A 22601-nucleotide genomic window follows, 5' to 3' on the forward strand; every position below is an offset into this window, starting at 1 on the left:
CCCTATGTTGAGAAAATACTCTGAATTTTTTCACTTGCAAATTCGATACAAAAATCCAAAGTTTTTTCAATTTCCCAATTGTTTATAGTACCATATATAAATGCAGCCGATACTGCATCGCCAGCACCTGCTGTGTTTATAACTTTCACATTTTTTGCCTTTTTTCTTATTATTGTATCGCCTGCATAAATTATTCCTTCTTTTCCCATTTTTAGTACTATATTTTTTGCAAAGTGTGATAACTTTGCAAGATTTTTTTCAATATTTTCTTCCTTGAATATTTTTATTAGTTCATTTTTGTTCAAAGACACATATTCAACAGAAAAATTTTTTAATATTTCAAATTGTGAAGTTTCAGAAAGTTCAATAAAAGCAGTTTTTGATGATTGTAAAGATTTAATTAAAGTTTCTTGTGGAATACCAGTTTGTATAAATGCAAAATTCATATTATCAGGTATTGCTTGAGGTGATAAAAACTGGTTTGCACCCAGATTGTGAAACATAGTATTTGCTCCAGAATCTTCTACAACGATGCTGGTCAAAGCGGTATTTTCATTTTTGATTATTTGTGGTTTGAATATTAAAATATTTTCTAATTTTTCTTTTATATATCTTCCGAAAATATCATCAGCAATTGCAGAGATTAAAGTGACTTTGAGACCTAAATTTGCAAGATTAATTGCAACATTCGTGGCTTTTCCACCAGGAAAATATGCAAAGTTATTTGCTACATGATTTTCTTCAATTTGAATTTTGTCAATGTAATAAAAGATATCGAGATTAGTTTTTCCAATGCAAAAAACGTCAATTTTCTCTTTGGAGAACAATAGAAGCAGCCCCCAATATGCCCGCGTTTTCAACCAATGGGCTTTGAATTATTTCAAATGTATCTTTAAAGGTTGGCATTACAAGTTCATTAACTCTTTTTCTAAGTGGTTCGAACAAGATATCTCCAGCCCTTGAAACACCACCACCAATAATGACTACTTCAGGGTTAAAGATATGAACAAATCCTGTTATACCAATAGCAAGTGCTTCAACAACTTCATCTCTTAACATTAAAGCAAGTCTATCACCGTCTCGTGCTGCGTCAAAAACTGCTTTAGCTGTAACTTTTTCATTTTTAAATATTATTGAATCTGGAAATTTTTTCTTCCTCTCTGTTGTCATCCTTACGATTGCAGTTGCAGAAGCGTATGCCTCAAGACATCCATAGTTTCCACAACCACAAAGTGGTCCATTTGGATTTATAATAACGTGGCCTAATTCTGCACCTATTCCGGTAGAACCTGTAATTAAAGTTCCATGTGAAATTACTCCACCACCAACACCGGTTCCAAGTGTTAATGCAACAATATGATTTTTTCCTATTCCTGCACCGAACCATTTTTCTCCTAACGCAAATGAATTTGCATCGTTTTCAACGTATACGTTTTTACCCAAAAGTTCTGATAGAAGTGAACCTAAAGGAAAATTATGCCAATCTGGAAAATTAGGAGAGAATCTAACAATTCCGTTTTTTTTGTCTATTGAACCTGGAGAGCCGATACCTACTGCGTGATAATCGGTCCCTTCAGTAAGTTCTAATATTGCATTCGCAATCCTTTTAACAACTTCTTGTCCACCAAGTTCAACTTTCGTTTCAATAGAAGATTTTTTTAATATTTTCCCATTTGTGGAATCAACCAACCCAATTTTTACGTATGTTCCACCAAGGTCTACTCCTACTATATTCATTTTGTATCCTCCTTTGTTTATTTTTACAAAAACGAGCAACAGCCTTTAAAATCGTAATTCTTACTTGCAGAATTTACAAATACATCTGGGCTAATTTTTTCTAAAAGTTCTTTTCTATACTTTCCATGAGGATGCATACAACCAAGTATTACACTTTTAAAATGTTTTTTTGCAAGATTAAATATCTTAGCAACTTCATCAACAGATGGTGGATTACAATCTTTGTATGCCGTGTTTTTTGTTGGAATAAGAATATTTAGAACGATTGTATCGAAGTAATCTTTTAATATTTCTATGCTTTTTTCCTCATGTGTAATTTTACCACACAAAATACCAATAGTTATGTGCGGTACTTTCTTTACTGGAAGTGGTAAAACTGCAGAAAGTATTTCATCTTTTGTTCTTTTAATTGTATAAACTTCTTGCATTACATTTTCATCTGAAAAAAAATCAAAACTTACTACATCAGCAACATCAATTATTTCAAATGGGGGTTCTTTCGGAAATCCTATGTGGAAATTGTATTGTAAATTGTAAGTTCTTTTTAATTCTTTTAATTTGCTTAGATATGGCGAGAAAGGTATAATGCCATCTTTAGACATTCCACCGCTTATCAAAAAAGATTTATATTTATTTACATATCTTTCAATATTATCGATATGTGTCATACTTTTTACGTAAACACCACCACAATGCTTACAATTCATTGGGCAACCTTTTGTAACAGAAATTGGTAGAGTTCCGGAGGGGTTAACAATTACCATTTAAAATTCACCGCCTTAGTGGTTAGTCTATCTTTTTCATCAAGTTGGATCCATCCATTTAAACCAAGAAATTCCATATATTCAACTGCTTCCATATATTCAGCTTTTGTAATTTTTCTGCCTATCAACGGATCATTCTTTGCACCAAAATGGGGTAGGTATTGTGACATTAGCGAGACAGGAATTTTTGGATCGAGTTCTGCTATAAATCTTAAAGCTTTAAAATGTCCTGACACATTATTTGGAAGGACAAGTATTCTAATTATTATACCTCTTTTGCTTTCTTCACTAAATGTACCGACTTGTCTATACATCTCTTTTATAGCTTCTTGAGCAATCTCCCAATAGTTTTTAACTTTAGAGTATTTTTCACCATACATAGAATTGGTATACCTTATATCGGCAAGGTAAATATCTATATATCCTTCAAGCATTTTTAAAGTTTCAACATTTTCATAACTGGAGGTATTATATACGACAGGTAAATTAAATCCTTTATTTTTCGCAATTTTTAACGCTTCAATTACTTGAGGAACGTATTGTGTTGCTGTTACAAGATCTAGAGTTTCTGCACCATTTTCTTGTAATGTTAAAAATGCCTCAGCAAGCTTTTCAATGGAAATTTCCTTTCCAATTCCTTTTTGAGAAAATCCCATATTTTGGCAATAAATACATTTCATAGGGCAGCCTGAAAAAAATATAATTCCTGCACCATTTTTTCCAGAAATGGGAGGTTCTTCGCCTTTGTGGAGTAAAATATTTGAAACTCTAACTTTATAATCAGCACCACATATTCCCTTCTGTTTATACCTGTTGACTCTGCATTTTCTTGGACAAAGAGTGCAAAGATTTAACATATTTTCCTCCTCATTAGATGATTTTTGAATTTTTCATCGCATTTTCAAATTCGTTTACTTGTTCTTTTATGTTATTAATGGCCATTTCAACCTGTTCAAGACCTTCATATAGTTCTTCAACAGCATCATGAGTACTCTTTGAAATTTTTATTAATTTATCTATGTTTTGAACGTTTTCTCTATTTGCAGAATCAATTGATTTCAAAGACTCGTTTACTGTGATGGTTTCTTTTGATGCTTTTTCAGATAATAATATGTTAGAAGTGATTATGTTTTCAATATCAAGTAAGGAGGCCTTTGAATCTTTTACGAGTTTTCTGGTATTGTTTGAAAGTTCCATTATCATTTCGGCTATTCTTGAAAGCCCTTCTCTATCCATAGTCTCTTTACTAGTTTCGATTGAAGCGTTTATTGCGAGAACTGTTATTGTGTCTGAAACATCTGCTATTTGCTCTGTTAGATCTGTTAAAATATCTGTTAATTCATTTAACTTTGAGCTTGAATTGATTATTTCTTGAATAGTAATCGTAAAATCTTTTACTTTTTTTATTGCAGTTTCTATTTCTGCAGAGCTTTCTTGAATATATGCTGCAAATTCTTCAACTGATCTATCTAATTCATTAATAGCATTTTCTGTATTCTCAGCCATTGATTTTATTTCGGAAGTAGAAGATGAGGTTGAAAGAACATTCTCTGATATATTTTGAAATAGAGATTTTATATAGTTGAATTGTTTTAGAGTATCCTTTGAGAGGATTTTTGACATAAAGTATCCTAATGTAATTGTTGCAATGATTATGATTGGAAATCCAATAAAAATAATATTTTTTGCTAAAGTATTATAATTTTCAAATAATTCACTTTCTGTTACAGAATGAGCTACAAATACATTGCCATCGAATGCAAAGGCAGCATATCTCTTTTCATTTTCAAAATTATATTCAACTATCCCTTCTTTTTTTTCTTTCATGGCTTTAAACAATTCTGGTACATAATCTGCAATATTTTTACCAATTTTTGATGTATCAGAGTGATTCAATGTCGTCCCATTTTTTGAGATTATAAAATAATATCCTTTGTGTTGGTAATTGTTAAATAATTTATCATAAGCTTTTGTTTCTGCAACAAGCTTAATTTCTGAAAGGAAAGATTCTAAAATTTCATTTTTAAAAGTTTTTTTTACATGGGGGAGAACAAAAGTAATTGCAAGTAAAAAAATAAATACTAAAAAAATTGCAGAAATAAGAAATCCATATTTAATATCTTTTTTCATTTAAATCCCTCCCTGATAGATTAAATTTAAAAGTTTTGAATTCTTTTTGCTAACCAAGTAAACCCAGTAAAGTTTGTTAATCAAAAATATTTTGCGTAGTTTTTATATTTTCCAATGAGATATATGTAAATTTCATTTGAGCAATTTTTTTGAAAATTTTTAAGATATTTTGATATAAAATTGTATCACGCATCGAGGTTAAAAACTATTGGATTTTATTTGACAAGTTCTCTTCTTCTTTTTTCATTGATTTGTATGATTATATTTTTCATCTCATTTATTGTAAGGTGTAGGTAGTTTTTTAAATTATTTAAAAAACTTCTTGGTAGATAATCAAACAAGGGTTTTTTTTCGATGTAAAATTTTACTCCCTTTTGTTCTAAAGATTGTGCAATGTTAGCACCATCGTTTCCAAGACCACTTAACACGAAAATATGAAAATTTTTATCATTAAGTTTTTCAATTGAGTTGAGTAATATTTCAATCGAAGGATGAGTTTTAGTTTTTTTGTATACTCCAGACATTAAAACCCTATTGGTTTTAAATACTAGATCTTTACCACCTTCAGCTATATATAGTCCAGATTTTAAGGTTTTTGGTCCACTAACTATAAAAATTTCATGCCCTGTTTCTTTTTTTATGCTATTTGCAAAATTTTCTATAGCACTTTTTTCAAAATGAATGCAAAGTAATATTGGAATATTTAATTTTTGATTGATTTTGAGTAATTTGATAACATTATTTGGGCTTCCTGCAGAGCCTGTAATAACAATCTTTTCCATGATTTTTCCTCACTTTGAAAATTTTTCGATTAATCTTAATAAGTTTTCTGGTGGTTCATCTTTTGATATAAATGAATCAGCTCCAGACTCAATAGCTTTATCAAAATTTTTTTGTGAAAGTGTGCTAAAAATTATAACTGGAACGTTATGATTAATTTCTTTTATCTTCCTTGTGATTTCAAACCCATTAATTCTTGGTATTTCAACATCTGAAATTACTATATCAAATTCTTGGTTTTTAAATTTTTCTATACCATCATACCCGTCTTTTGCAGTTACGACGCTATATCCACGATTTTCTAAAAATTTGGAAACCACATTTCTTGTAACTATAGAGTCATCTATGAGTAGTATTTTCTTTTTTTTCTCATTTTTAGATGCTTCTTTCTTTTTTAAAGCATCTGTGTCTAACAGTGGAATAGGACTTGAAAAAATATTTTTAATAAAGCCTTTTATTTCTCTGATTTCTTGAACTATTAATTGACCGTCAAAGGTTCCTATGATGTTATTTACAACTATTGCCTTTTCATTTTTGGTGATTATAACAAACTTTGGTTTTTTTGACTTATAATATATCTCATATAACTTTCCTTCAGAAGCAATTTTATTATCTATTTGCATTTCTTTTTCGTTGTAGTTTACAATTTTTAATATATGAGAAGTTTCTATTGCAAAAATTCTTTCGCTGTCCTCGACTACTAAGACTTTTGTAATAAAGCTTTTAGTTTTGAAAAAAACAATAAATTTTGTTCCTTTTCCTTTTTGAGTTTCTACTTTTACATCCCCACCACGCAAATTTGCAAAGTTTTTAACCATGTCAAGGCCAATACCTCTTCCAGAGAGTTCATCAGCTTTGTCCTTGGAACTAAATCCAGGAAGAAAAATTGCTTCAAGTGGGGTTACATTCAAGTTTTTTTCTTTTACTTTGTTTTCTATCTTTTCAATATCTAGACCTTTTCCATCATCTTCTACCTCTATAAATATATTCCCTTGGTCTACGTATGATCTTATCCATATTTTTCCAACTTCATTTTTTCCTAATTTTTTTCTTTCGTCGGGATTTTCTATTCCATGAGCTATTGAGTTTCTTACAAGGTGGACGAGAATATCAATAATATCTTTTGAGTCTTCTTTTTCGATTTTTACGTTTTCTATTTCTAGTAAAAGTTCAACTTTTTTCCCGTATCTATTTGCTTCTCTTGATACTAATTTTTTTAGGTCTTTTAATATATTCTCTAGCTTTACAAAAACTATTTCATCCAAAGTATTTAAAAGAGATTTTTTCAGATTTCTGATTTCACTCAAAGCAGTTTTTAAATCATTTCTTAAGATACTGTTTTCAATTTCTAGTACTTTAGAAATGTATTCGCTAATTTCAGAAATTTTAAAAATTTCTTTTTCAGATATTACTATATTTTCACTTGCATCCTTTCTACCTTCAAGTATTTCAAGAAAATCTTTGACTTCAGTTTCTGTTAGGTCTGTATTTTTATTAGAAAAATTACTTATTATCGCAATTAAGTTATCTAAAAAAGATTCATCAGGAAGTTTTTCTGATTCAAGGCTTTCCTTAAAATATTGCTCTACTTTGTGCGAAAAATCTCTAAAATTTTCAAGGTTTACAAGACTTGCAGATCCTTTAAGCGTGTGAAATATCCTATAGAGATCTTTTATGTATTTTTTATCTTTTGATTTTTTTAGCTCTTCAATAATATTTATTGATTCAGAAACTTTATCTTTTAATTCGGAGAAAAAAATTTCAGAAAAATCCATACACATCACTCCAAAATTGGGAATTTACCAATATTACTTTCTAATACCTTTTCATCTTCACCCTCTAATACTTTTCCGTTTGCAGTTTGTATATCACCACATTGATAGGCTATATCATTTGTAATTATAACGTATTTTCCTTCTTTTATTTGTTTAACAGGAATTATCTTTTTATAGTCTACAAATCCAATAAATTTTTCTGTTGGATATTTAACTATTTCTTTACTTAATAATATAGTGGAGATATTATTTATTGCAATTGCATATTTTTTATCAACAACTACATAATTAAATTTTTCCTCATCAAATTCATTATTATCATTTTTATCCAAATATCTTACTTTTTGAGCTGGTTTTAATTTTTCAATGTTGTATATAAAGTACTCCTCTTTATCTTTTATCAAACCTGTGTATAGTTCATTTTTAATTATTTCAATTGGAGTGTTTTTGGTTTCTTTAATTAATCTTGTTATTCCAAAAGCAAAATCTTTGAATATAAGAAAGAATTTAAATTTTGGATTTTTAAGATCTGCGTGGGTTAAAATTGGATATAACTTATTTTTGTGGAGTGCAAAATCGCAAGTTTTGGTAGATTTTACTACTTTATCACTTATACCTATTATTTTTCCTTTTGGAAGAGCTATCTTGATTATATCATTGTCATCTTCAATTTCACAAAGATAATACATATTATCACTCCCTATTACTCTTCAATGGCATATTTTAACTGCCAAATTTCCTCGTCTTTATTGTTTAAAATTAAAGCTCTTTTTAACGATTCTTTTGCCTCATTTTTAAGATTGAGCTCTAATTCTATATATGCTTTATATTTCCAGACTATAAATGCGAGAGGGAATTTCTTTGAAAGCTGTTTTACTATTTTGTAGGCTGAGTTAAATTCTTTTTTTTCTATATATTTTTCCAAAATTACTATACTTTCTTCAAGATTTAGTTCTATTTTTTGTTTTTTTATTTCAGATAAAACTTTTTTGTGAATTCGTTTGCTTTCAACTTTTTTAGGATTTTTAACTAGTATAGAACTTGATATTGGAAGAAGCGGAGAAAAATACTTAAACAAATCTGGAAAATATTCACCAAGTCCTATTACTAAATATCCATCATCTTTTAATAATGAGTATATTTTTTCTATAATTTTTTCTGGGTTTGAAATGTAGATCAAGACTCTTCTTAAAAATATTATATCAAATTTTTTGTCTGTATTATTTAAATCTAATATATTTAGATTTTCAAAGTTTACATTTTTTTTGTATTGTTCTTTTACGTAAAAATATCCATCTTTTATTTCAAAATATTTTTCAATTTGGTCCTTATTTAAAAATCTTACACTCCAATTTTTGTATTTTCCTTCCCTTGCTTGCTTAATTCTTTCTTTATTTATATCAATTCCTGTAATTTCCATATTTATGTTTAATTCCTGTGCAATAAACGAAAGGGTATAAACTTCTTCTCCACGAGAACAACCGACACTTAGTATTTTCCAGAGTTTTTTTGTTTTTAAAATATTTTTAAGTTTTTCTAGTATTTCTTTATCTCTAAAAAAGTAAGATTCACCAATAGTTAAATTCATTAGAACAAGATTTTCTAATGTTTTATCATCTATCCCTTCTTCATTTTCAATTATTCTATAGAAATTTTCAATTTGTTTTGGATTTGCCTTTAAGTTATGCTTATTTAAAATTTGAATAATTTTATCTTTCATATTTTTCCTCCTCTTGGTTAATATTATAATATAAAATTGATGTTATAATACACTTTGAGGTGATTAAAATGCCAATTATCAATTTATCGGGGAATTCCGAGTTGAAGAAAGAAGAATATGTAAAGGAGCTGGTAAGTAAGTTTAATGCAGAATATGTGAGAGTATATTCAGATTATACAGATAGACTAGAGATTATAAAAGAAAAAGTATCAAATATAGGTTTATTTTCCAAAAAAACGGTAGTTGATGTAGTTGATTTTGAAAAATTCAAGGCATCAGAAAGAAAAGAAATTTTAGCATTACTTGTTTCAGATGATGTTTATCTTGTTCTAAGGACACAGAAAAAAATAAAAGGTATTTCAGGAGAAGAATTTAAACTCCCCAATGTTTGGGAAGAAGAAAAATGGAAAAATTTAATTTCTGAAATGCTAAAAGAGCATGGTCTTGAGGTAAAAGGAGAAATAATTGACTTTTTATTTGAAAATGTTGGGCCTGATGAATTTGCACTTTACAATGAAATAAAAAAATTAAAAGTTTTTGGAAAAGATTTAAATTTAGATATTTTAAAAGATGTGATTCATAAATATACACTTTCAAAGTTGGATGATTTTTGCTTTGCAATTTCTGAGATGAAAGAAGAATCATTTAGATTGTTAAAAGACGTAATAAAAGACTATGAACCAATCATAATTGTATATACACTTTCATCTCATTTTATTTCTTTATTCAAAATTTTTGCCTATACAGAAAAGAAAACTTCATTTTCCTGGCCAGAGATTTCAAAGCTGTCAAAAGAATTAAAAATTCCTTCTCCGAAAGTTGCAAGATTTTTGGGATTTAAATTTAAAGGTCAAAAAATTGAACCAGTAAATCACCTTTTGATTTATTCAGAAGAGAAATTAAAAGAAATAATTAAAAGATTATACTTTATTGATAGAAGTATAAAATCGGGCGGAGCTGCCGAAGTTGAGATTTTAAATTTAATAAAATTTGTCAAGGAGGGTTAATAAATGGATAAGATAGTAAACTTTTATGAAAAACATAGAAAAAAGCTACTAGTTCTTTTGATTTTAATTAACATTATTTCACTTATTGGTGTATTTAGAATTCGTTTTAATACTGATTTTACATTATTCATGCCTAAAAATTCAAAGTATGAAGATATATTGAACGAAATTGAAAAGGATTTTTCATCAAAAGATCAGCTTAATTTACTGATTGAATTTAATGTTAGTCCATATTCATTAGAAGGAATTAGAAAGATAAGAGAATATGAAAATAAATTAAAGAAAATTGATGGAGTTGTAGAAATTGTATCTCCATTACCAACTCAGATCCCTGTTGGCTTTAGAAAAGTTGATGTGAGTCAGATAAATGAAAGTAATATAGGTTATGTACTAAACTTCTTAAAAAAGATTTCTTCAGAAAATATAATAGAAAAAGATGGTAAATATTATTTAATGTTTTATATTTTTCCCAATAAAAGAGTTGTTTCTAAAATCAATAAAGTAATTGATGCCCCTCATTACTTTGCAGGAACTTCATATTTGCAGGAAAAAATATTTGATTACTTGCTTTTTATAGTTTTGACGATACCACCACTTGCAATATTGACAATCTTTTTTGTTTTTAAATGGAGACTTGGTAGTAGAAAAGCTACATTTTTTTCTGTCTTTCCAGCTGGTATGGGTGCTTTATGGACAATGGGATTTATAGGGTGGTACAAAGGTGAAATATCTGTGCTAAGCATACTAGCACCTATTTTTACAATTGTTATGGGAAGTGCAGATGGACTCCATTTTGTTTCTCACTTTATGGACATAAAAAAAGTTGAAAGTGATAATAAAAAAGCACTTTCAAAAGCCTTGGAAAGCACTGGTATAGCAATGATTTTGACAACAATAACTACTGTAGTAGGATTTTTATCGTTGATATATGTAAATTCAGATTCTCTTGCGGAGGTTGCCTTTTTTAGTTCACTTGGTATTTCCTTTGCAGCAGTTGCAACATGGTTATTTTTACCAATTATTTTATTAAATGCAAAATTAAAGACAAAAGAGGATAAAAGTAAAATAGGTATCTTCCTTGAAAATTTAATTGGAAAAAAATCAATTTTAATTTCAATTTTGATGACATTAATTTTCGTTCCAGGGGCATTTTTGATAAATTCAGAATTTTATATGATAGATATGTATAAGAACACGACTCAGGTAAAGAAAAATATTGATAAAGTAAGTGAAATTGCAGGAATTTCGGTACCTGTTTTTGGATACTTTAAATCAGAAAAAATAGTATCACCAGAAATTGCAAATCAAGTTTTGCAATTTGAAGAAAAAATAAAAGGAAAAGATATAAAAGCGGTTTCGGTTTATGATTTAATGAAAAATATCAACGAAAAAATTCTTGGAAGAGAAGGCTATCCACCAAATATTGTCCAGGCTGGTCTTTTATTGAATTTAATGCCGGATGTTTATTCTAATTTTTTAAATATTAAAACATCTTCAGGGAGAATTTTGATATTCCCCAAGGAGATTTCAAAGCAAACGTTAAACTACATAGAAAAAAGTGCACCGAGCTTTGTAAAAATTACCGGGATACCATATATAATGAAGGAAATGAACGAAATAATAGTTCCTCAGCAGATAGTTTCATTAATTTTGGCAGTAATATTTGTCTTTATAATTGTTTTGATAAGGATAAAAAATTTTAAAGAGGCACTTATTTCAATATTGCCAATATCTTTAACATTAATAGTATTATTTGGCTTTATGGGATATTTCAATGTTAAATTGAGTATAATTACCGCAACTATGGGAAGTATTGTTGTGGGAGTTGGAATCGACTATGCAATCCATTTTATAGAAAGCTATAACTATAACTACAAGAAATTCAAAAATAAAAAGCAAGCTTTAGATGAAGCATTTAGAGTAACTTCAAAACCTATTCTTGCTAATGCATTGGGACTTGCAATAGGATTAAGTGTTTTATTGGTTTCACCATTTAAAATTCATGAATATTTAGTTGGAATCATGTGGGTTTCAATGATTTCAAGTTCTTTATTTAGCTTGACGCTTTTACCAAGTTTATTGTTTCTTGCAAAAGTAGAAAAAAATAGAGTATAATATAAAAAGGTATGGATGGATGGAAGGAAATATCAGAGATTTTAAAAAAAGAGGTAATATCCTCTAATCTTTCTTTATTGGAGTTTTCTAAAAGGGTTGGAATAGATATAAATACCTTCAGAAAATATTATGAAGGAAACTTTTCTGGAGATCCTTCTATTGTAGAAAAGCAACTTAGAAAGATAAAAGAGGTATTTAATTTAAAAGAAGATTTGATAATGTTATATGAATTGGGAAATAGTAAAAGAATCAAAGATTCCAAAATTTCGAAGTCTAATTTGTATATATTTCTAATTTTTACTGTATTTTTATTTATAAGTTCGGTTATTTTATTTTTAAATGTATATGAAACTCCCTTAGTAAGATTAGATTCGATAGGAGATGAGATAAAAGTAAATGGCAAAGTGGCAAAAACTTTTTTTATGAATGAAGGAGAATATATAGTAGAAGGTCCTTCACTTTTGAAAAAGATTAATAAAGAGACTAAAAAGGTGGTTATGGAAAAATACAAGGTGGTGGTTGGATGGGAAAAGTAAGGCGTGTGGATTTAGTAAATTTGGTAATGTTTTTTTTCTCTTCGCAAGTTGAATATTGGTTGTCTGAAGTAGAGGATGAGTTAATAGAAAAATTTGGACCGATAGATTACAAATCTGATATGTTAGATTTTGAAAAATATACTTTATATTACAACAAAGAGATGGGTGAAGGAGTAAAAGGGATATTATTAAGTTTTGAAAGACTTATACATCCTTATCAACTTGCAGATATTAAAAATATGACAAACGAAATTGAACAACGATATGCGGTAAAAGGTAATAGAAGATTTAATATTGATCCAGGATATATTCATCATATGCAATTTGTTCTTGCAACTACAAAGATGTGGCCTCATAGGATATATATAGGAAAAGGGATTTATGCAGAAACCACGTTAATGTATATAAATGGAAGATGGAAGGATTATGATTTTACTTATCCAAATTATAAAGAAGAAGAATATAAAAGAGAATTGGAAAAAATTAGGCTGAAATATTTGGAAAAAAGAAAAAAATTTTTGAGGTGAAAATTATATGAAATTTTATGTTGATGTTTTGGGATGTCCAAAAAATGAAGCAGATTGTGCACTTTTAAAGGCTTATCTAGAAAAGAAAGGCAACAATATTGTAAATACCGTTGAAGATGCAGATGCCGTAGTTATTGATACCTGTGGGTTTATTTTAGAGGCAAAAAAAGAATCTATTGAAGGGATACTTACGTATCTAGAATTAAAAAAAGAAAGAGATCTAAAAGTATACGTTACAGGTTGTTTGGTTCAACGATATGGTGAGGAATTAAAAAAAGAAATACCTGAGGTTGATGGATGGTTTGGGATATTACCACCTGAAAAGATAGCTGAAAATATTGGTAAAGAAAGTATAATACCTAAAAGCCCGGAACCTGTGTATGAATTTGGTGGCAGGGTTGATGAAAAACAGTATGCATATGTTAAAATTTCCGATGGATGTGATAGAGCTTGTAGCTTTTGTACAATTCCACTTTTTAAAGGTAGCTTTAAGAGCAGAGAGATAGATGATATTGTAAACGAAGTAGAATATCTCATTTTATCTGGTAAGAAGGAAATTATTCTTGTTGCTCAGGATACAACTGGATATGGGATCGATTTGTATGGAAAGCAAACGCTTCCTGAACTTTTGAAGAGAATCAATGAGATACCTGGAGATTTTTGGATAAGAGTAATGTACATGCATCCTGATCATATAACAGATGAGATTATTGAAGCCTTTTCATACGACAAGGTTTTAAAATATTTTGATATACCCGTTCAACATGGAAGTGATAAGATACTAAAACTTATGAACAGAACAAAAAAGTCTGAGCAAATATTAAAGTTGGTTGAAAAAATAAGGAAAAGATATGAAGATGCAGTTTTAAGGACTAGTATTATTGTTGGCTTTCCTGGAGAAACAGATGAAGATTTTGAGAAATTATTGGATTTCATCAAAATGGTTAGATTTGAAAGATTAGGAGCATTTATTTATTCAGATGAAGAAGAAGCACCATCTTATCATTTTGAAGGAAAAGTCCCAGAGATAGTAGCTCAAGAAAGGCTTGATATTTTAATGGAAGAACAGTCTAAGATTTCTTTCGAAATAAATGAAAAGATGGTTGGAAAAACTTTAAAGGTACTTTTTGATGAGGAAGAAGAAGGAGTTTTAATTGCAAGAAGCTATATGGATGCCCCAGAAATTGACGGTAATATTTTTGTTCCAGGAAAGTTTGAAGAAGGATTTTTCAATGTAAAAGTAACCTCTGCTGATGTATACGATTTAGAAGGAAAAATTGTTGAGGAGTGAGTTTATGAATGTACCAAATTTTATAACCTGGGCAAGAGTAGTTTTAACGGCTATTATTGTTTTTCTTTTATTAAATGGCTTTTATTTAAGTGCTTTTATTTTATTTTTAATAGCTTCTATTAGTGATTATTTTGATGGTTATTTTGCAAGAAAGTTGAATCAAGTTACTAACTTTGGGAAAATATTTGATCAAATGAGTGACAAAATTCTTATTACTAGTATTTTAATTGTTTTTGTTCAACTTGGATTGGTTCCAGCTTGGATTTTAGTTGTCATAGTTTTCAGGGATACACTTGTAAGTACAGTGAGAATGGCAGCTGCATATGGGAACAAGGTTATTGCTGCAAATTATTTTGGAAAGCTAAAGACTGTTTCACAGATGGTTTGGACTATTGGTATTTTTTTACAGCTTGTAGGTTTAGAAAGTTTGGCAATTTTTAATGTATTACTTTCTTATTTGGTTGTATTTTTAACAGTGGTATCGGGATTGGTTTATATGGTACAAAATAAAGAGATATTAAAGGGGTGATTTTAATTTGCGTACCTTTATTGCTATCGATATAAATTCAGAGGTAAGAAGCATAGCAGAGGAAGTTATTGAAAAACTTAAAAAAATGGGATTTAAAGCTTCATGGACAAGTCCTGAAAATTTACATCTGACATTATTTTTTATGGGGGATTTGAGCGAAGAAAAGGTTGATTTACTTGCCCAACGTTTGCATAAAAGGTTGGCAGGTTTTCCTAGTTTTTCCTATGAAGTTTCTGATTTTGGATTTTTTAGATTTAAACATTTACCGCGTGTATTCTTTTTGAAGGTTACCCAAGATAAAATTTTGCAAACACTTTATCTTGAAATGAGGTCGGAGCTGAAAAAGCTCAGGTTGTCTTTTGATGATAAAGGAAATTTTGTTCCACATATTACACTAGGCAGATTAAAGTTTAGTCCAGAAAATTGGGAAGAGTTAATAAAAGGTATCACTGTTCCTAAAACAATAGTTTCAGTTGACAAGGTGACGATATATTCGTCAACTTTAACCCCAGCTGGCCCTATTTATAAGTGGCTTTATAAGGTAAAATTTGAAGGAGGTTTGGAAAAGAATGAGCAATGATAATGCAAAAAAAAGAGAAGTTTTGAAAAAAGCTATAGGAAAGATTGAAAAAACTTACGGTAAGGGTTCAATAATGTTTTTGGGTGAGGAATCGAGTATACAGAATATTGAGACTATTCCAAGTGGTTCTGTTGCAATTGATATAGCATCTGGTGTTGGTGGATATCCACGCGGGAGGATAATTGAAATATATGGTCCAGAGTCAAGTGGAAAAACTACGATTGCTTTGCATGCTATAGCTTCGGCTCAAAAAAATGGCGGAGTTGCAGCATTTATTGATGCAGAACATGCACTTGATCCAGTATATGCTCAAAATCTTGGGGTTAATGTAAATGATCTATTGATAGCTCAACCCGATTATGGTGAGCAGGCACTTGAAATTGTTGATGAACTTGTAAGAAGTAATGCCGTTGATATTGTTGTGGTTGATTCTGTTGCAGCACTCGTCCCACGGGCAGAAATAGAAGGTTCTATGGGCGATGTCCAGGTTGGTCTTCAGGCTAGATTGATGTCTCAAGCTTTGAGAAAACTTGCGGGTAATATAAATAAATCAAAAACAGTTGTGATATTTATAAACCAGACTCGTATGAAAATAGGAGTAATGTATGGAAATCCAGAAACTACAACTGGTGGGGTTGCATTGAAATTTTATGCTACTATGAGACTTGAAGTTAGAGGAATTGGGAAAATCACCGAGGGAAGTCAAAGCATTGGAAATCAGGTAAGGGTAAAATTTGTAAAGAACAAAGTTGCTCCACCATTTAAAGAAGCAATTGTAGATATTATTTACGGAAAAGGTATCGTAAGAGAAAATGAATTGTTTAATATTGCAGTCGATGAGCAGCTTATAACAAGACGCGGTAGTTGGTTCTCATATGTTGATTTGAAGGGTGTAGAGCATTCTCTTGGACAAGGTAAAAACAATTCAATTGCATACCTTTTAGAGCATCCAGAGTTGTTGGACGAAATAGAAGGTATAATACGAGAAAAGCATGGTTTAGTTAAGAAAGGTGAAGAAAAAGCCGATGAAAAAAAAGAATCCGATAAATGATGCATTGAGACTTTTAAAGTTTAGAATACGTTCTGAAAAAGAGATATATTTAAGATTAAAGGATAAAGGGTATAGTGATGAAGAGATAAAAAAAACAATTGAAGAATTAAAATCGAAAGGTTTCTTAGATGATGAAAAATTTGCATGCCTTTATGCTTATGATTCTTTGACTTTGAAAAAAAAGGGACCATTTTTGATTAAAAGAGAGCTTTTAAACCTTGGAGTTGACGAATACATAATTGATGATGCAATTTCAAAAGTTTTATCTGAAGTTGATATTGAGCAGATAAAAAGAGAATTGGTAAAAGATATGGATGCAAGAAAAGCTAGAGAATACTTATATAGAAGAGGATTTGGAGGTGAATAAAATGTTAATATATATATTAGCATTTGTTGGTGTTTTTGTTGGAGCTTTAGTTGGTTATGTAGTAGCTAAAAGAAAAATTGAAAAAGATTTGTTATTAGCCAAAAAAGACGCAGAACATATTATCAAAGAGGCTGAAAAAGAGGCAAGTGAAATCAAGAAAAAGGCCGTTATTGAATCAAGAGAGGAACTTCACAAACTTAGAGAAGATTGGGAAAAAGAGAAAAAGGCTCGTGAAGAAGAATTAAAATATGCCGAAGAAAGACTTATTAAAAGAGAAGAGATGGTTTCAAAGCGTGAAGAACTTTTGGATAAAAAAGAAAATTATATAGAAGAGTTAAGAAAAGAATTGGAAGAAAAACAAAGAGAGTTAATTGAGAAAGAAAAAGAAATAGAAGAAAGTTTTGAAAAACTTGCAGGTATTACCCCAGAACAGGCAAGAGAAATTGTCTTGAATGAAGCGCGTGAAAAGTATGAATATGAAATTGCAAAAGTTTATTCTCAAATTAAGACAAGGTATGAAGAAGATGCTGAAAAATACGCAAAAAAGGTTATAGCAGATGCTATTCAAAGGTATGCACCAGAGTATTCTGGAGAGGTAACAGTAAGTACGGTGATGCTTCCTAATGATGATATGAAAGGAAGACTCATTGGTAGAGAAGGTAGAAATATAAGGGCATTTGAAAAGGTTACCGGCGTTGATTTGATTATAGATGATACACCAGAAATGGTTACAGTAAGTTGTTTTAATCCATTGAGAAGAGAAATTGCAAGAAGGACAATTGAAAAGTTAGTTGCAGATGGAAGGATACATCCTACAAGAATTGAAGAAATGTATGAAAAAGCCAAAGACGAGGTTGAAAAAATAATTAAAGAAGCTGGTCAAGAGGCAACATTTGTAACAGGTGTTGGAGGATTGCATCCAGAAATAGTAAAGCTTTTGGGTAGATTGAAATTTAGAACAAGTTACGGCCAAAATGTATTGAATCACTCCATAGAAGTTGCACTTATTGCTGGTTTGTTAGCTTCAGAACTTGGTTTGAATGTAGAAATGGCAAAACGTGGAGGATTGTTGCATGACATAGGTAAAGCACTTGATCATGAAGTTGAAGGCTCACATACTATTATTGGTGCCGAAATATTAAAGAGATATGGTGAAAAGAAAGAGGTTATTAATATGATAATGGCTCACCATGGCGAAGAGGAACCGATGACTCCAGAAGCAGTTATTGTTGCAGCTGCAGATGCATTATCTGCTGCAAGACCAGGCGCAAGAAGAGAAGATGTTGAAAATTATATTAAAAGGCTTATTAAACTTGAAGAGATTGCAAAAAGCTTTAAATATGTTGAAAATGCATATGCAATTCAAGCTGGTAGAGAAGTAAGGGTTATAGTACAACCAGATAAAGTTGATGATGTTTTGGCTGATAAATTGTCCCACGACATTGCTATGAAGATCGAAGAGGAGCTGCAATATCCAGGAGTTTTAAAAGTTGTGGTAATTAGAGAAAAACGAAGTGTAGCTTACGCAAAATAATAAAAATATTCCCCCTTCTTTTCATGAAGGGGGAATATTTTTATCTGTTATTATATGCTTCAATTGCCTTTGCCATTATATTAATTGCATCTTTTAGTTTTTCAGATTCAAGTACATATGCGATTCTAATTTCACTTTTTCCAAGTCCATTTGTTGCATAAAATCCAGAAAGAGGCGCAACCATTGTAGTTTTTCCATCCACGTTAAATTCTGAGAGCATCCATTTGATAAATTCTTCTGAATCATCTACAGGAAGTTTGGCGGATAGATAAAATGCACCTTGGGGTTTATGGGCAATAATTCCTGGGATTTTGCTAATTTCTTCGTATGCCACATCTCTTCTTAATCTGTATTCATTCATGGCATTCTTCATATATTCTTCATCAGTGTTTAATAAACCAATTGCACCGTATTGAGTAATTTCAGGTGGACAGAGTCTTGCTTGAGCAAGTTTCAATGCAGCGGCATAAAAATCTTTATTTTTGGTTACAAATGTTCCGATTCTTGCACCACATGCACTATATCTTTTTGATAAACTATCTACAATTATCAAGTTATTTTCTCTTAGTTCTTCAAATTCAAACATTGAAATTGCTTTTGTGTTATCAAAAGTAAATTCTCTATATACTTCATCGGATATAACTACTAAATTGAATTTTTTTGCAATATTTGCAATTATTTCTAGTTCTTCTTTAGTATAAACAACGCCTGTAGGATTCGATGGATTGGAGAATAATATTGCTTTAGTCTTAGGTGAAATTACTTTTTCAAAATCATCCATTGTTGGCATTCTATATCCGTTTTCTGGTTTTGCAGTTACTGGTACAAGTTTAACATTAAGGTATGCGGCAAAACCAGCATAATTTGCATAGAATGGCTCAATAACAATTACTTCATCACCTGGATCACATACAACACCTAATGCAAATAATATTGCTTCACTTCCCCCGTTTGTAACCATGATCTCGTCAGGTTCAACATTTATATTCCATTTTTGATAATATTCTGCAAATTTTTCTCTAAGAGGTTTTATACCTTGAGAGTGAGTATATGCAACTACCTCTGTTTTAAATTTTTGAATATATTCATGCCACTGTTTTGGAGTTTTAATATCAGGTTGGCCTATATTAAGATGATATACATGTGTTCCCTTAGCTTTTGCTGCGTCTGCATAAGGTACAAGCCTTCTTATAGGACTTGCTGGGACATTTTGAGCCCTTTTGGATATCATTTTACTCCTCCTCCTTAATGTATGTTATGCTTTCATCTAAAATATTGTATTCTTCAGGCTTTTTATTTCCTCTAATTTTAATATGGGCAAAAGTTTCAAAAAATTCTGTATTTATTATTTCATATCCTTTATAGTGCAAATCTTGCATTGCTTTTCCATATTCGTCGTACCTAACTTTAATTGTGTACACTGGTACGGGTACAAGTGTTGTTACTTTTAAATTAGAAATTAATTCATCGACGGTGGACGAATAGGCATCAATAAGGCCTCTAACACCGAGTTTTACCCCACCAAAATACCTAGTAACGACAACTGCAACATTTAAAAGGTCATATTTTTTTAAAACGCCTAAAATAGGTCTGCCTGCAGTTCCAGAAGGCTCGCCATTATCAGAAGAAAATTCTATTATTTGGTTATTTTCAATTACTCTATATGCAGGACAGTTATGAGTTGCATCATTATATTTTTTAGAAATCTCTCTTATAAATTCTTTAGCTTCTTCTTGGTTTTTAACGTGTGAAAGAGTGGCAATGAATATAGAACGTTCTATATTTTTTTTGTGTTCATGAACTTCAAATATTGTTTTATATTTTATATAATTCATATTGTCTTGCTTAACACCTCTTTATTGTCCAAGTCATATATTGTAATTTTAGGAGTATTTGTAAGATCAATAATCATATATGTTTGTGGGAAGCCTCCTTTAGGCAAAGAAAGACTACCTGGATTTGCAATTATTATTCCTTCTTTTTCTTCAATTTTAGGAATATGGGTATGTCCATGTAGAATTATTCTAACATTATGATTTTTTGCAAAGCTTGTAACATCAAAATTGTCATTTTCAATACTTTCACCATGGAAGAGATAGATTGGAATATCTTTAAAAAATTCCATAGTTTGCTTTGGCATTTCCTGCAATCCTAATACCTTAACATCAACATCTGCATCACAGTTACCCCTTACGTAGTTGATGTTAAATTTTTTAAGTTCTTCTACAAGGTCTTTTGGATTATAGCCTTCTGGAAGAGGATTTCTTGGACCATGGTATAAAACATCTCCAAGATGAAAGATTTCATCAACATGTTCTGCAATTTTTTTGATTTTATTCCAATAATATACTGACCCATGAGTATCGGAAATAACTAGTACTTTCACTATTTCACCCCTTAATAAGAATATAACAAATATTTTTTAAATAGGCACTTTTATAAAATTCTTTATTTTAGTAAAAAATAGGACAAAAATATATAAAACTCTATTTTTTTAAGCTTTGCGCAATTTTGCATGCTAGCTCAACATTGTTCTTTAAGAGAGCTATATTTGACTCAAGAGTTTTTCCATTTGAAAGCTCTACAAGTCTTTTTAGCATATAGGGGGTAACTTCCTTTCCTCGAATATCTTTTTCTTCTATTTCTTTTTCGATTATTTTTATATAACCTTCTATTTCATTATTATCTAAAACATAGTCTTCTGGAATTGGATTTGCAACCAAAATTGCGCTTTCTAATTTTAGCTTATTTTTTTCATTAAAAATTCTAGCAATTTCATCCGCACTTTCTACCTTATATATTTTTTCTTCTGAAAGTCCATTGTAAAATATAGGAAAATATTCGGTTTTGTAGCCCACAGTTAAGACCTGAAAGGTTTCTAAAAATTCAAGCGTTTTCTTTATATCAAGTATTGATTTACAACCGGCTGAAACCACAATTATATTTGTTTTTGAAAGTTCTATAATATCTTGTGAAACATCCCAGCCCCCTCTATGTACTCCACCGATGCCACCTGTTGCAAATACTTTTATTCCTGCAAGGCTGGCAATCCTTGCAGTAGAGCTAACGGTAGTTGCAGCAGATTTTTTCATTGCAATGGCGTAGGAAATTTCCCTTGTTCCTACTTTTATTGGATTATCATCGACAAGTTCTATTATTTGATCTTTTGAAAGTCCTACTATAACTTCTCCTTTTAATATACCAATTGTTGCAGGAACACAACCATTTTTGTAGACAATATCCTCAAATTCTTGTGCCACTTTGAGATTTTCAGGATATGGAAGGCCATGAGCTATTACTGTACTTTCTAGTGCGACAATTGGTTTGTTTTCTTCAAGAGCCTTTTTGACTTTTTCTGAAATGATCAAAATTACACCTCCGTTATTTTACCTCTATTTCTTTTGAAAACTTTAAAACATTATTTCCACTTTTTACATTAACCTTAATCAAGTAATTTCCTTTTTCAAGTTTTCCAATATTGAGCCTGTATGTTGGAATTGTAAATGCTTGAGTTACCATTTCACCCTTTTGGGGTTCATTAAATACAAGATTGATTAAGATCTGATTTTCTTTTATTTCATAATTTTCAAGTTCAAGTGAATAGCCACCAGTTTTTCTGAGTCCCATCGATACAGCAATAAAGATATTGTCATTGGTTGAAAATGTGTCTTTTAAGACTATCTTATTTTCTATAGTAAAGACGTAAATCCCCATTTCTCTAAATTGTGGTGTCATAATTTCACCTATTTCTACATTTTTTGCTACTTGCTTTTTGTCAATTTCATAATTTCCAATTATAACGGTAGCATTTTTTGGGCAAATTATTAGATATGAAGGAATAATGGAATAGTTTCCTCTTTTTAATGTTTTAATTATATAGTTATGTTCTTCATTGTTGAATCTAATTAAAATTTTAGAAGTTTCAATAGCACTTTTAGGTGTAAAGTACCAACCTTTTATTATATATCCCTTTTCTTGATCATTTTCAAAAAGTTTTAAATAGTAAACCATGTTGCTTTTTGTTCCTTCATATTGAAATAGATTGTCCGGTAGTTCTTTGTCAACGGGGTAGATAAAAACAGAATTTGAGAGAATAATTATACTAAAAATAGTTAAAAATATTGAAAGAAATTTTTTCATAAATTTCACCTCCTATGT

24 protein-coding genes are annotated in these 22601 nt (G+C 30.1%); 10 read left to right on the forward strand and 14 right to left on the reverse strand.

What is annotated here, in order from left to right; all coding sequences use genetic code 11:
* Nucleotides 1-2 precede the first annotated feature (2 nt).
* The 9 genes from EO083_RS06630 to EO083_RS06670 all read right to left on the reverse strand — a co-directional run bounded on the left by EO083_RS06630 (nt 3) and on the right by EO083_RS06670 (nt 8906).
* The gene (locus EO083_RS06630) at nt 3-827 is read right to left on the reverse strand and encodes a carbohydrate kinase family protein (protein ID WP_126993379.1); all 825 of its coding nucleotides are present in this window, start codon (nt 825-827) and stop codon (nt 3-5) included.
* Nucleotides 805-1737, reverse strand: a complete 933-nt coding sequence (locus EO083_RS06635) for an ROK family protein (RefSeq protein WP_126993380.1) — start codon at nt 1735-1737, stop codon at nt 805-807. The genes EO083_RS06630 and EO083_RS06635 overlap by 23 nt, the downstream gene beginning before the upstream one ends.
* Nucleotides 1738-1760: 23 nt before the next feature.
* Complete coding sequence (locus tag EO083_RS06640; RefSeq protein WP_241230002.1) at nt 1761-2444, reverse strand: radical SAM protein; 684 nt, start codon at nt 2442-2444, stop codon at nt 1761-1763.
* Between the two features lie 50 nt (nt 2445-2494).
* A complete protein-coding gene (locus tag EO083_RS06645; RefSeq protein WP_126993382.1) occupies nt 2495-3358 on the reverse strand; it encodes a radical SAM protein in 864 nt (287 codons plus the stop codon).
* Nucleotides 3359-3371: 13 nt separating this feature from the next.
* Nucleotides 3372-4631 carry a methyl-accepting chemotaxis protein gene (locus tag EO083_RS06650; protein WP_126993383.1) on the reverse strand — a complete coding sequence of 420 codons (1260 nt, stop codon included), beginning with the start codon at nt 4629-4631 and terminating at the stop codon, nt 3372-3374.
* Between the two features lie 215 nt (nt 4632-4846).
* Nucleotides 4847-5413: a chemotaxis protein CheB gene (locus EO083_RS06655; RefSeq protein ID WP_126993384.1), complete on the reverse strand. Its 567-nt coding sequence runs from the start codon at nt 5411-5413 to the stop codon at nt 4847-4849.
* A 9-nt stretch (nt 5414-5422) separates the two neighbouring features.
* A complete protein-coding gene (locus tag EO083_RS06660) occupies nt 5423-7186 on the reverse strand; it encodes an ATP-binding response regulator (protein ID WP_126993385.1) in 1764 nt (587 codons plus the stop codon).
* Nucleotides 7187-7191: 5 nt separating this feature from the next.
* Nucleotides 7192-7875 carry a hypothetical protein gene (locus tag EO083_RS06665; RefSeq protein WP_126993386.1) on the reverse strand — a complete coding sequence of 228 codons (684 nt, stop codon included), beginning with the start codon at nt 7873-7875 and terminating at the stop codon, nt 7192-7194.
* 14 nt (nt 7876-7889) lie between these two features.
* Entirely contained in the window at nt 7890-8906 is a 1017-nt protein-coding gene (locus EO083_RS06670) for a CheR family methyltransferase (protein ID WP_126993387.1), read from the reverse strand.
* Between the two features lie 68 nt (nt 8907-8974).
* Between EO083_RS06670 and EO083_RS06675 the strand changes: the two genes are divergently transcribed.
* Genes EO083_RS06675 through rny form a run of 10 tightly spaced genes read left to right on the forward strand, consistent with a single transcriptional unit; the run spans nt 8975 to nt 18443 of the window.
* Nucleotides 8975-9913 carry a DNA polymerase III subunit delta gene (locus tag EO083_RS06675; RefSeq protein ID WP_126993388.1) on the forward strand — a complete coding sequence of 313 codons (939 nt, stop codon included), beginning with the start codon at nt 8975-8977 and terminating at the stop codon, nt 9911-9913.
* 3 nt (nt 9914-9916) lie between these two features.
* Nucleotides 9917-12028 (forward strand): efflux RND transporter permease subunit, encoded by a 2112-nt coding sequence (locus tag EO083_RS06680; protein ID WP_126993389.1) that lies wholly within the window; start codon nt 9917-9919, stop codon nt 12026-12028.
* Between the two features lie 11 nt (nt 12029-12039).
* Nucleotides 12040-12564, forward strand: coding sequence for a hypothetical protein (locus EO083_RS06685; protein ID WP_126993390.1), 525 nt, complete (start codon nt 12040-12042; stop codon nt 12562-12564).
* Entirely contained in the window at nt 12552-13091 is a 540-nt protein-coding gene (locus EO083_RS06690) for a DUF4416 family protein (protein ID WP_126993391.1), read from the forward strand. The genes EO083_RS06685 and EO083_RS06690 overlap by 13 nt, the downstream gene beginning before the upstream one ends.
* Before the next feature lie 7 nt (nt 13092-13098).
* A complete protein-coding gene (gene rimO / locus EO083_RS06695; protein WP_126993392.1) occupies nt 13099-14382 on the forward strand; it encodes a 30S ribosomal protein S12 methylthiotransferase RimO in 1284 nt (427 codons plus the stop codon).
* A gap of 4 nt (nt 14383-14386) precedes the next feature.
* A complete protein-coding gene (gene pgsA, locus EO083_RS06700) occupies nt 14387-14911 on the forward strand; it encodes a CDP-diacylglycerol--glycerol-3-phosphate 3-phosphatidyltransferase (RefSeq protein ID WP_126993393.1) in 525 nt (174 codons plus the stop codon).
* Between the two features lie 7 nt (nt 14912-14918).
* Nucleotides 14919-15491, forward strand: a complete 573-nt coding sequence (gene thpR / locus EO083_RS06705) for an RNA 2',3'-cyclic phosphodiesterase (protein ID WP_004101929.1) — start codon at nt 14919-14921, stop codon at nt 15489-15491.
* The gene (gene recA / locus EO083_RS06710) at nt 15481-16542 is read left to right on the forward strand and encodes a recombinase RecA (protein ID WP_126993394.1); all 1062 of its coding nucleotides are present in this window, start codon (nt 15481-15483) and stop codon (nt 16540-16542) included. The genes thpR and recA overlap by 11 nt, the downstream gene beginning before the upstream one ends.
* Entirely contained in the window at nt 16517-16909 is a 393-nt protein-coding gene (locus tag EO083_RS06715; protein WP_126993395.1) for a regulatory protein RecX, read from the forward strand. The genes recA and EO083_RS06715 overlap by 26 nt, the downstream gene beginning before the upstream one ends.
* Before the next feature lies 1 nt (nt 16910).
* Complete coding sequence (gene rny, locus EO083_RS06720) at nt 16911-18443, forward strand: ribonuclease Y (RefSeq protein WP_126993396.1); 1533 nt, start codon at nt 16911-16913, stop codon at nt 18441-18443.
* Between the two features lie 40 nt (nt 18444-18483).
* Here rny and EO083_RS06725 read toward each other — a convergent pair whose 3' ends face one another.
* The 5 genes from EO083_RS06725 to EO083_RS06745 form a co-directional block, all read right to left on the reverse strand.
* Complete coding sequence (locus EO083_RS06725; protein WP_126993397.1) at nt 18484-19674, reverse strand: pyridoxal phosphate-dependent aminotransferase; 1191 nt, start codon at nt 19672-19674, stop codon at nt 18484-18486.
* A 1-nt stretch (nt 19675) separates the two neighbouring features.
* Nucleotides 19676-20278, reverse strand: a complete 603-nt coding sequence (locus EO083_RS06730) for an IMPACT family protein (protein WP_126993398.1) — start codon at nt 20276-20278, stop codon at nt 19676-19678.
* A complete protein-coding gene (gene yfcE, locus EO083_RS06735) occupies nt 20275-20829 on the reverse strand; it encodes a phosphodiesterase (RefSeq protein WP_126993399.1) in 555 nt (184 codons plus the stop codon). Before yfcE ends, EO083_RS06730 begins: the two co-directional genes overlap by 4 nt.
* 100 nt (nt 20830-20929) lie before the next feature.
* A complete protein-coding gene (locus tag EO083_RS06740; RefSeq protein WP_126993400.1) occupies nt 20930-21811 on the reverse strand; it encodes a pseudouridine-5'-phosphate glycosidase in 882 nt (293 codons plus the stop codon).
* 13 nt (nt 21812-21824) lie between these two features.
* Nucleotides 21825-22583 carry a protease complex subunit PrcB family protein gene (locus EO083_RS06745; RefSeq protein ID WP_126993401.1) on the reverse strand — a complete coding sequence of 253 codons (759 nt, stop codon included), beginning with the start codon at nt 22581-22583 and terminating at the stop codon, nt 21825-21827.
* Nucleotides 22584-22601: the final 18 nt, after the last annotated feature.

The organism is Thermosipho globiformans (assembly GCF_003990895.1).
GTDB classification, from domain to species: domain Bacteria; phylum Thermotogota; class Thermotogae; order Thermotogales; family Fervidobacteriaceae; genus Thermosipho; species Thermosipho japonicus.

Excerpts from the sequence above, each read along its gene's own strand:
- EO083_RS06635 (WP_126993380.1), bottom strand. The coding sequence starts at position 1,737 with ATGAATATAGTAGGAGTAGACCTTGGTGGAACATACGTAAAAATTGGG.
- EO083_RS06640 (WP_241230002.1), bottom strand. The coding sequence starts at position 2,444 with ATGAATTGTAAGCATTGTGGTGGTGTTTACGTAAAAAGTATGACACAT.
- EO083_RS06645 (WP_126993382.1), bottom strand. The coding sequence starts at position 3,358 with ATGTTAAATCTTTGCACTCTTTGTCCAAGAAAATGCAGAGTCAACAGG.
- EO083_RS06650 (WP_126993383.1), bottom strand. The coding sequence starts at position 4,631 with ATGAAAAAAGATATTAAATATGGATTTCTTATTTCTGCAATTTTTTTA.
- EO083_RS06655 (WP_126993384.1), bottom strand. The coding sequence starts at position 5,413 with ATGGAAAAGATTGTTATTACAGGCTCTGCAGGAAGCCCAAATAATGTT.
- EO083_RS06660 (WP_126993385.1), bottom strand. The coding sequence starts at position 7,186 with ATGGATTTTTCTGAAATTTTTTTCTCCGAATTAAAAGATAAAGTTTCT.
- EO083_RS06665 (WP_126993386.1), bottom strand. The coding sequence starts at position 7,875 with ATGTATTATCTTTGTGAAATTGAAGATGACAATGATATAATCAAGATA.
- EO083_RS06670 (WP_126993387.1), bottom strand. The coding sequence starts at position 8,906 with ATGAAAGATAAAATTATTCAAATTTTAAATAAGCATAACTTAAAGGCA.
- EO083_RS06675 (WP_126993388.1), top strand. The coding sequence starts at position 8,975 with ATGCCAATTATCAATTTATCGGGGAATTCCGAGTTGAAGAAAGAAGAA.
- EO083_RS06680 (WP_126993389.1), top strand. The coding sequence starts at position 9,917 with ATGGATAAGATAGTAAACTTTTATGAAAAACATAGAAAAAAGCTACTA.
- EO083_RS06685 (WP_126993390.1), top strand. The coding sequence starts at position 12,040 with ATGGATGGATGGAAGGAAATATCAGAGATTTTAAAAAAAGAGGTAATA.
- EO083_RS06690 (WP_126993391.1), top strand. The coding sequence starts at position 12,552 with ATGGGAAAAGTAAGGCGTGTGGATTTAGTAAATTTGGTAATGTTTTTT.
- rimO (WP_126993392.1), top strand. The coding sequence starts at position 13,099 with ATGAAATTTTATGTTGATGTTTTGGGATGTCCAAAAAATGAAGCAGAT.
- pgsA (WP_126993393.1), top strand. The coding sequence starts at position 14,387 with ATGAATGTACCAAATTTTATAACCTGGGCAAGAGTAGTTTTAACGGCT.
- recA (WP_126993394.1), top strand. The coding sequence starts at position 15,481 with ATGAGCAATGATAATGCAAAAAAAAGAGAAGTTTTGAAAAAAGCTATA.
- EO083_RS06715 (WP_126993395.1), top strand. The coding sequence starts at position 16,517 with ATGAAAAAAAAGAATCCGATAAATGATGCATTGAGACTTTTAAAGTTT.
- rny (WP_126993396.1), top strand. The coding sequence starts at position 16,911 with ATGTTAATATATATATTAGCATTTGTTGGTGTTTTTGTTGGAGCTTTA.
- EO083_RS06725 (WP_126993397.1), bottom strand. The coding sequence starts at position 19,674 with ATGATATCCAAAAGGGCTCAAAATGTCCCAGCAAGTCCTATAAGAAGG.
- EO083_RS06730 (WP_126993398.1), bottom strand. The coding sequence starts at position 20,278 with ATGAATTATATAAAATATAAAACAATATTTGAAGTTCATGAACACAAA.
- EO083_RS06745 (WP_126993401.1), bottom strand. The coding sequence starts at position 22,583 with ATGAAAAAATTTCTTTCAATATTTTTAACTATTTTTAGTATAATTATT.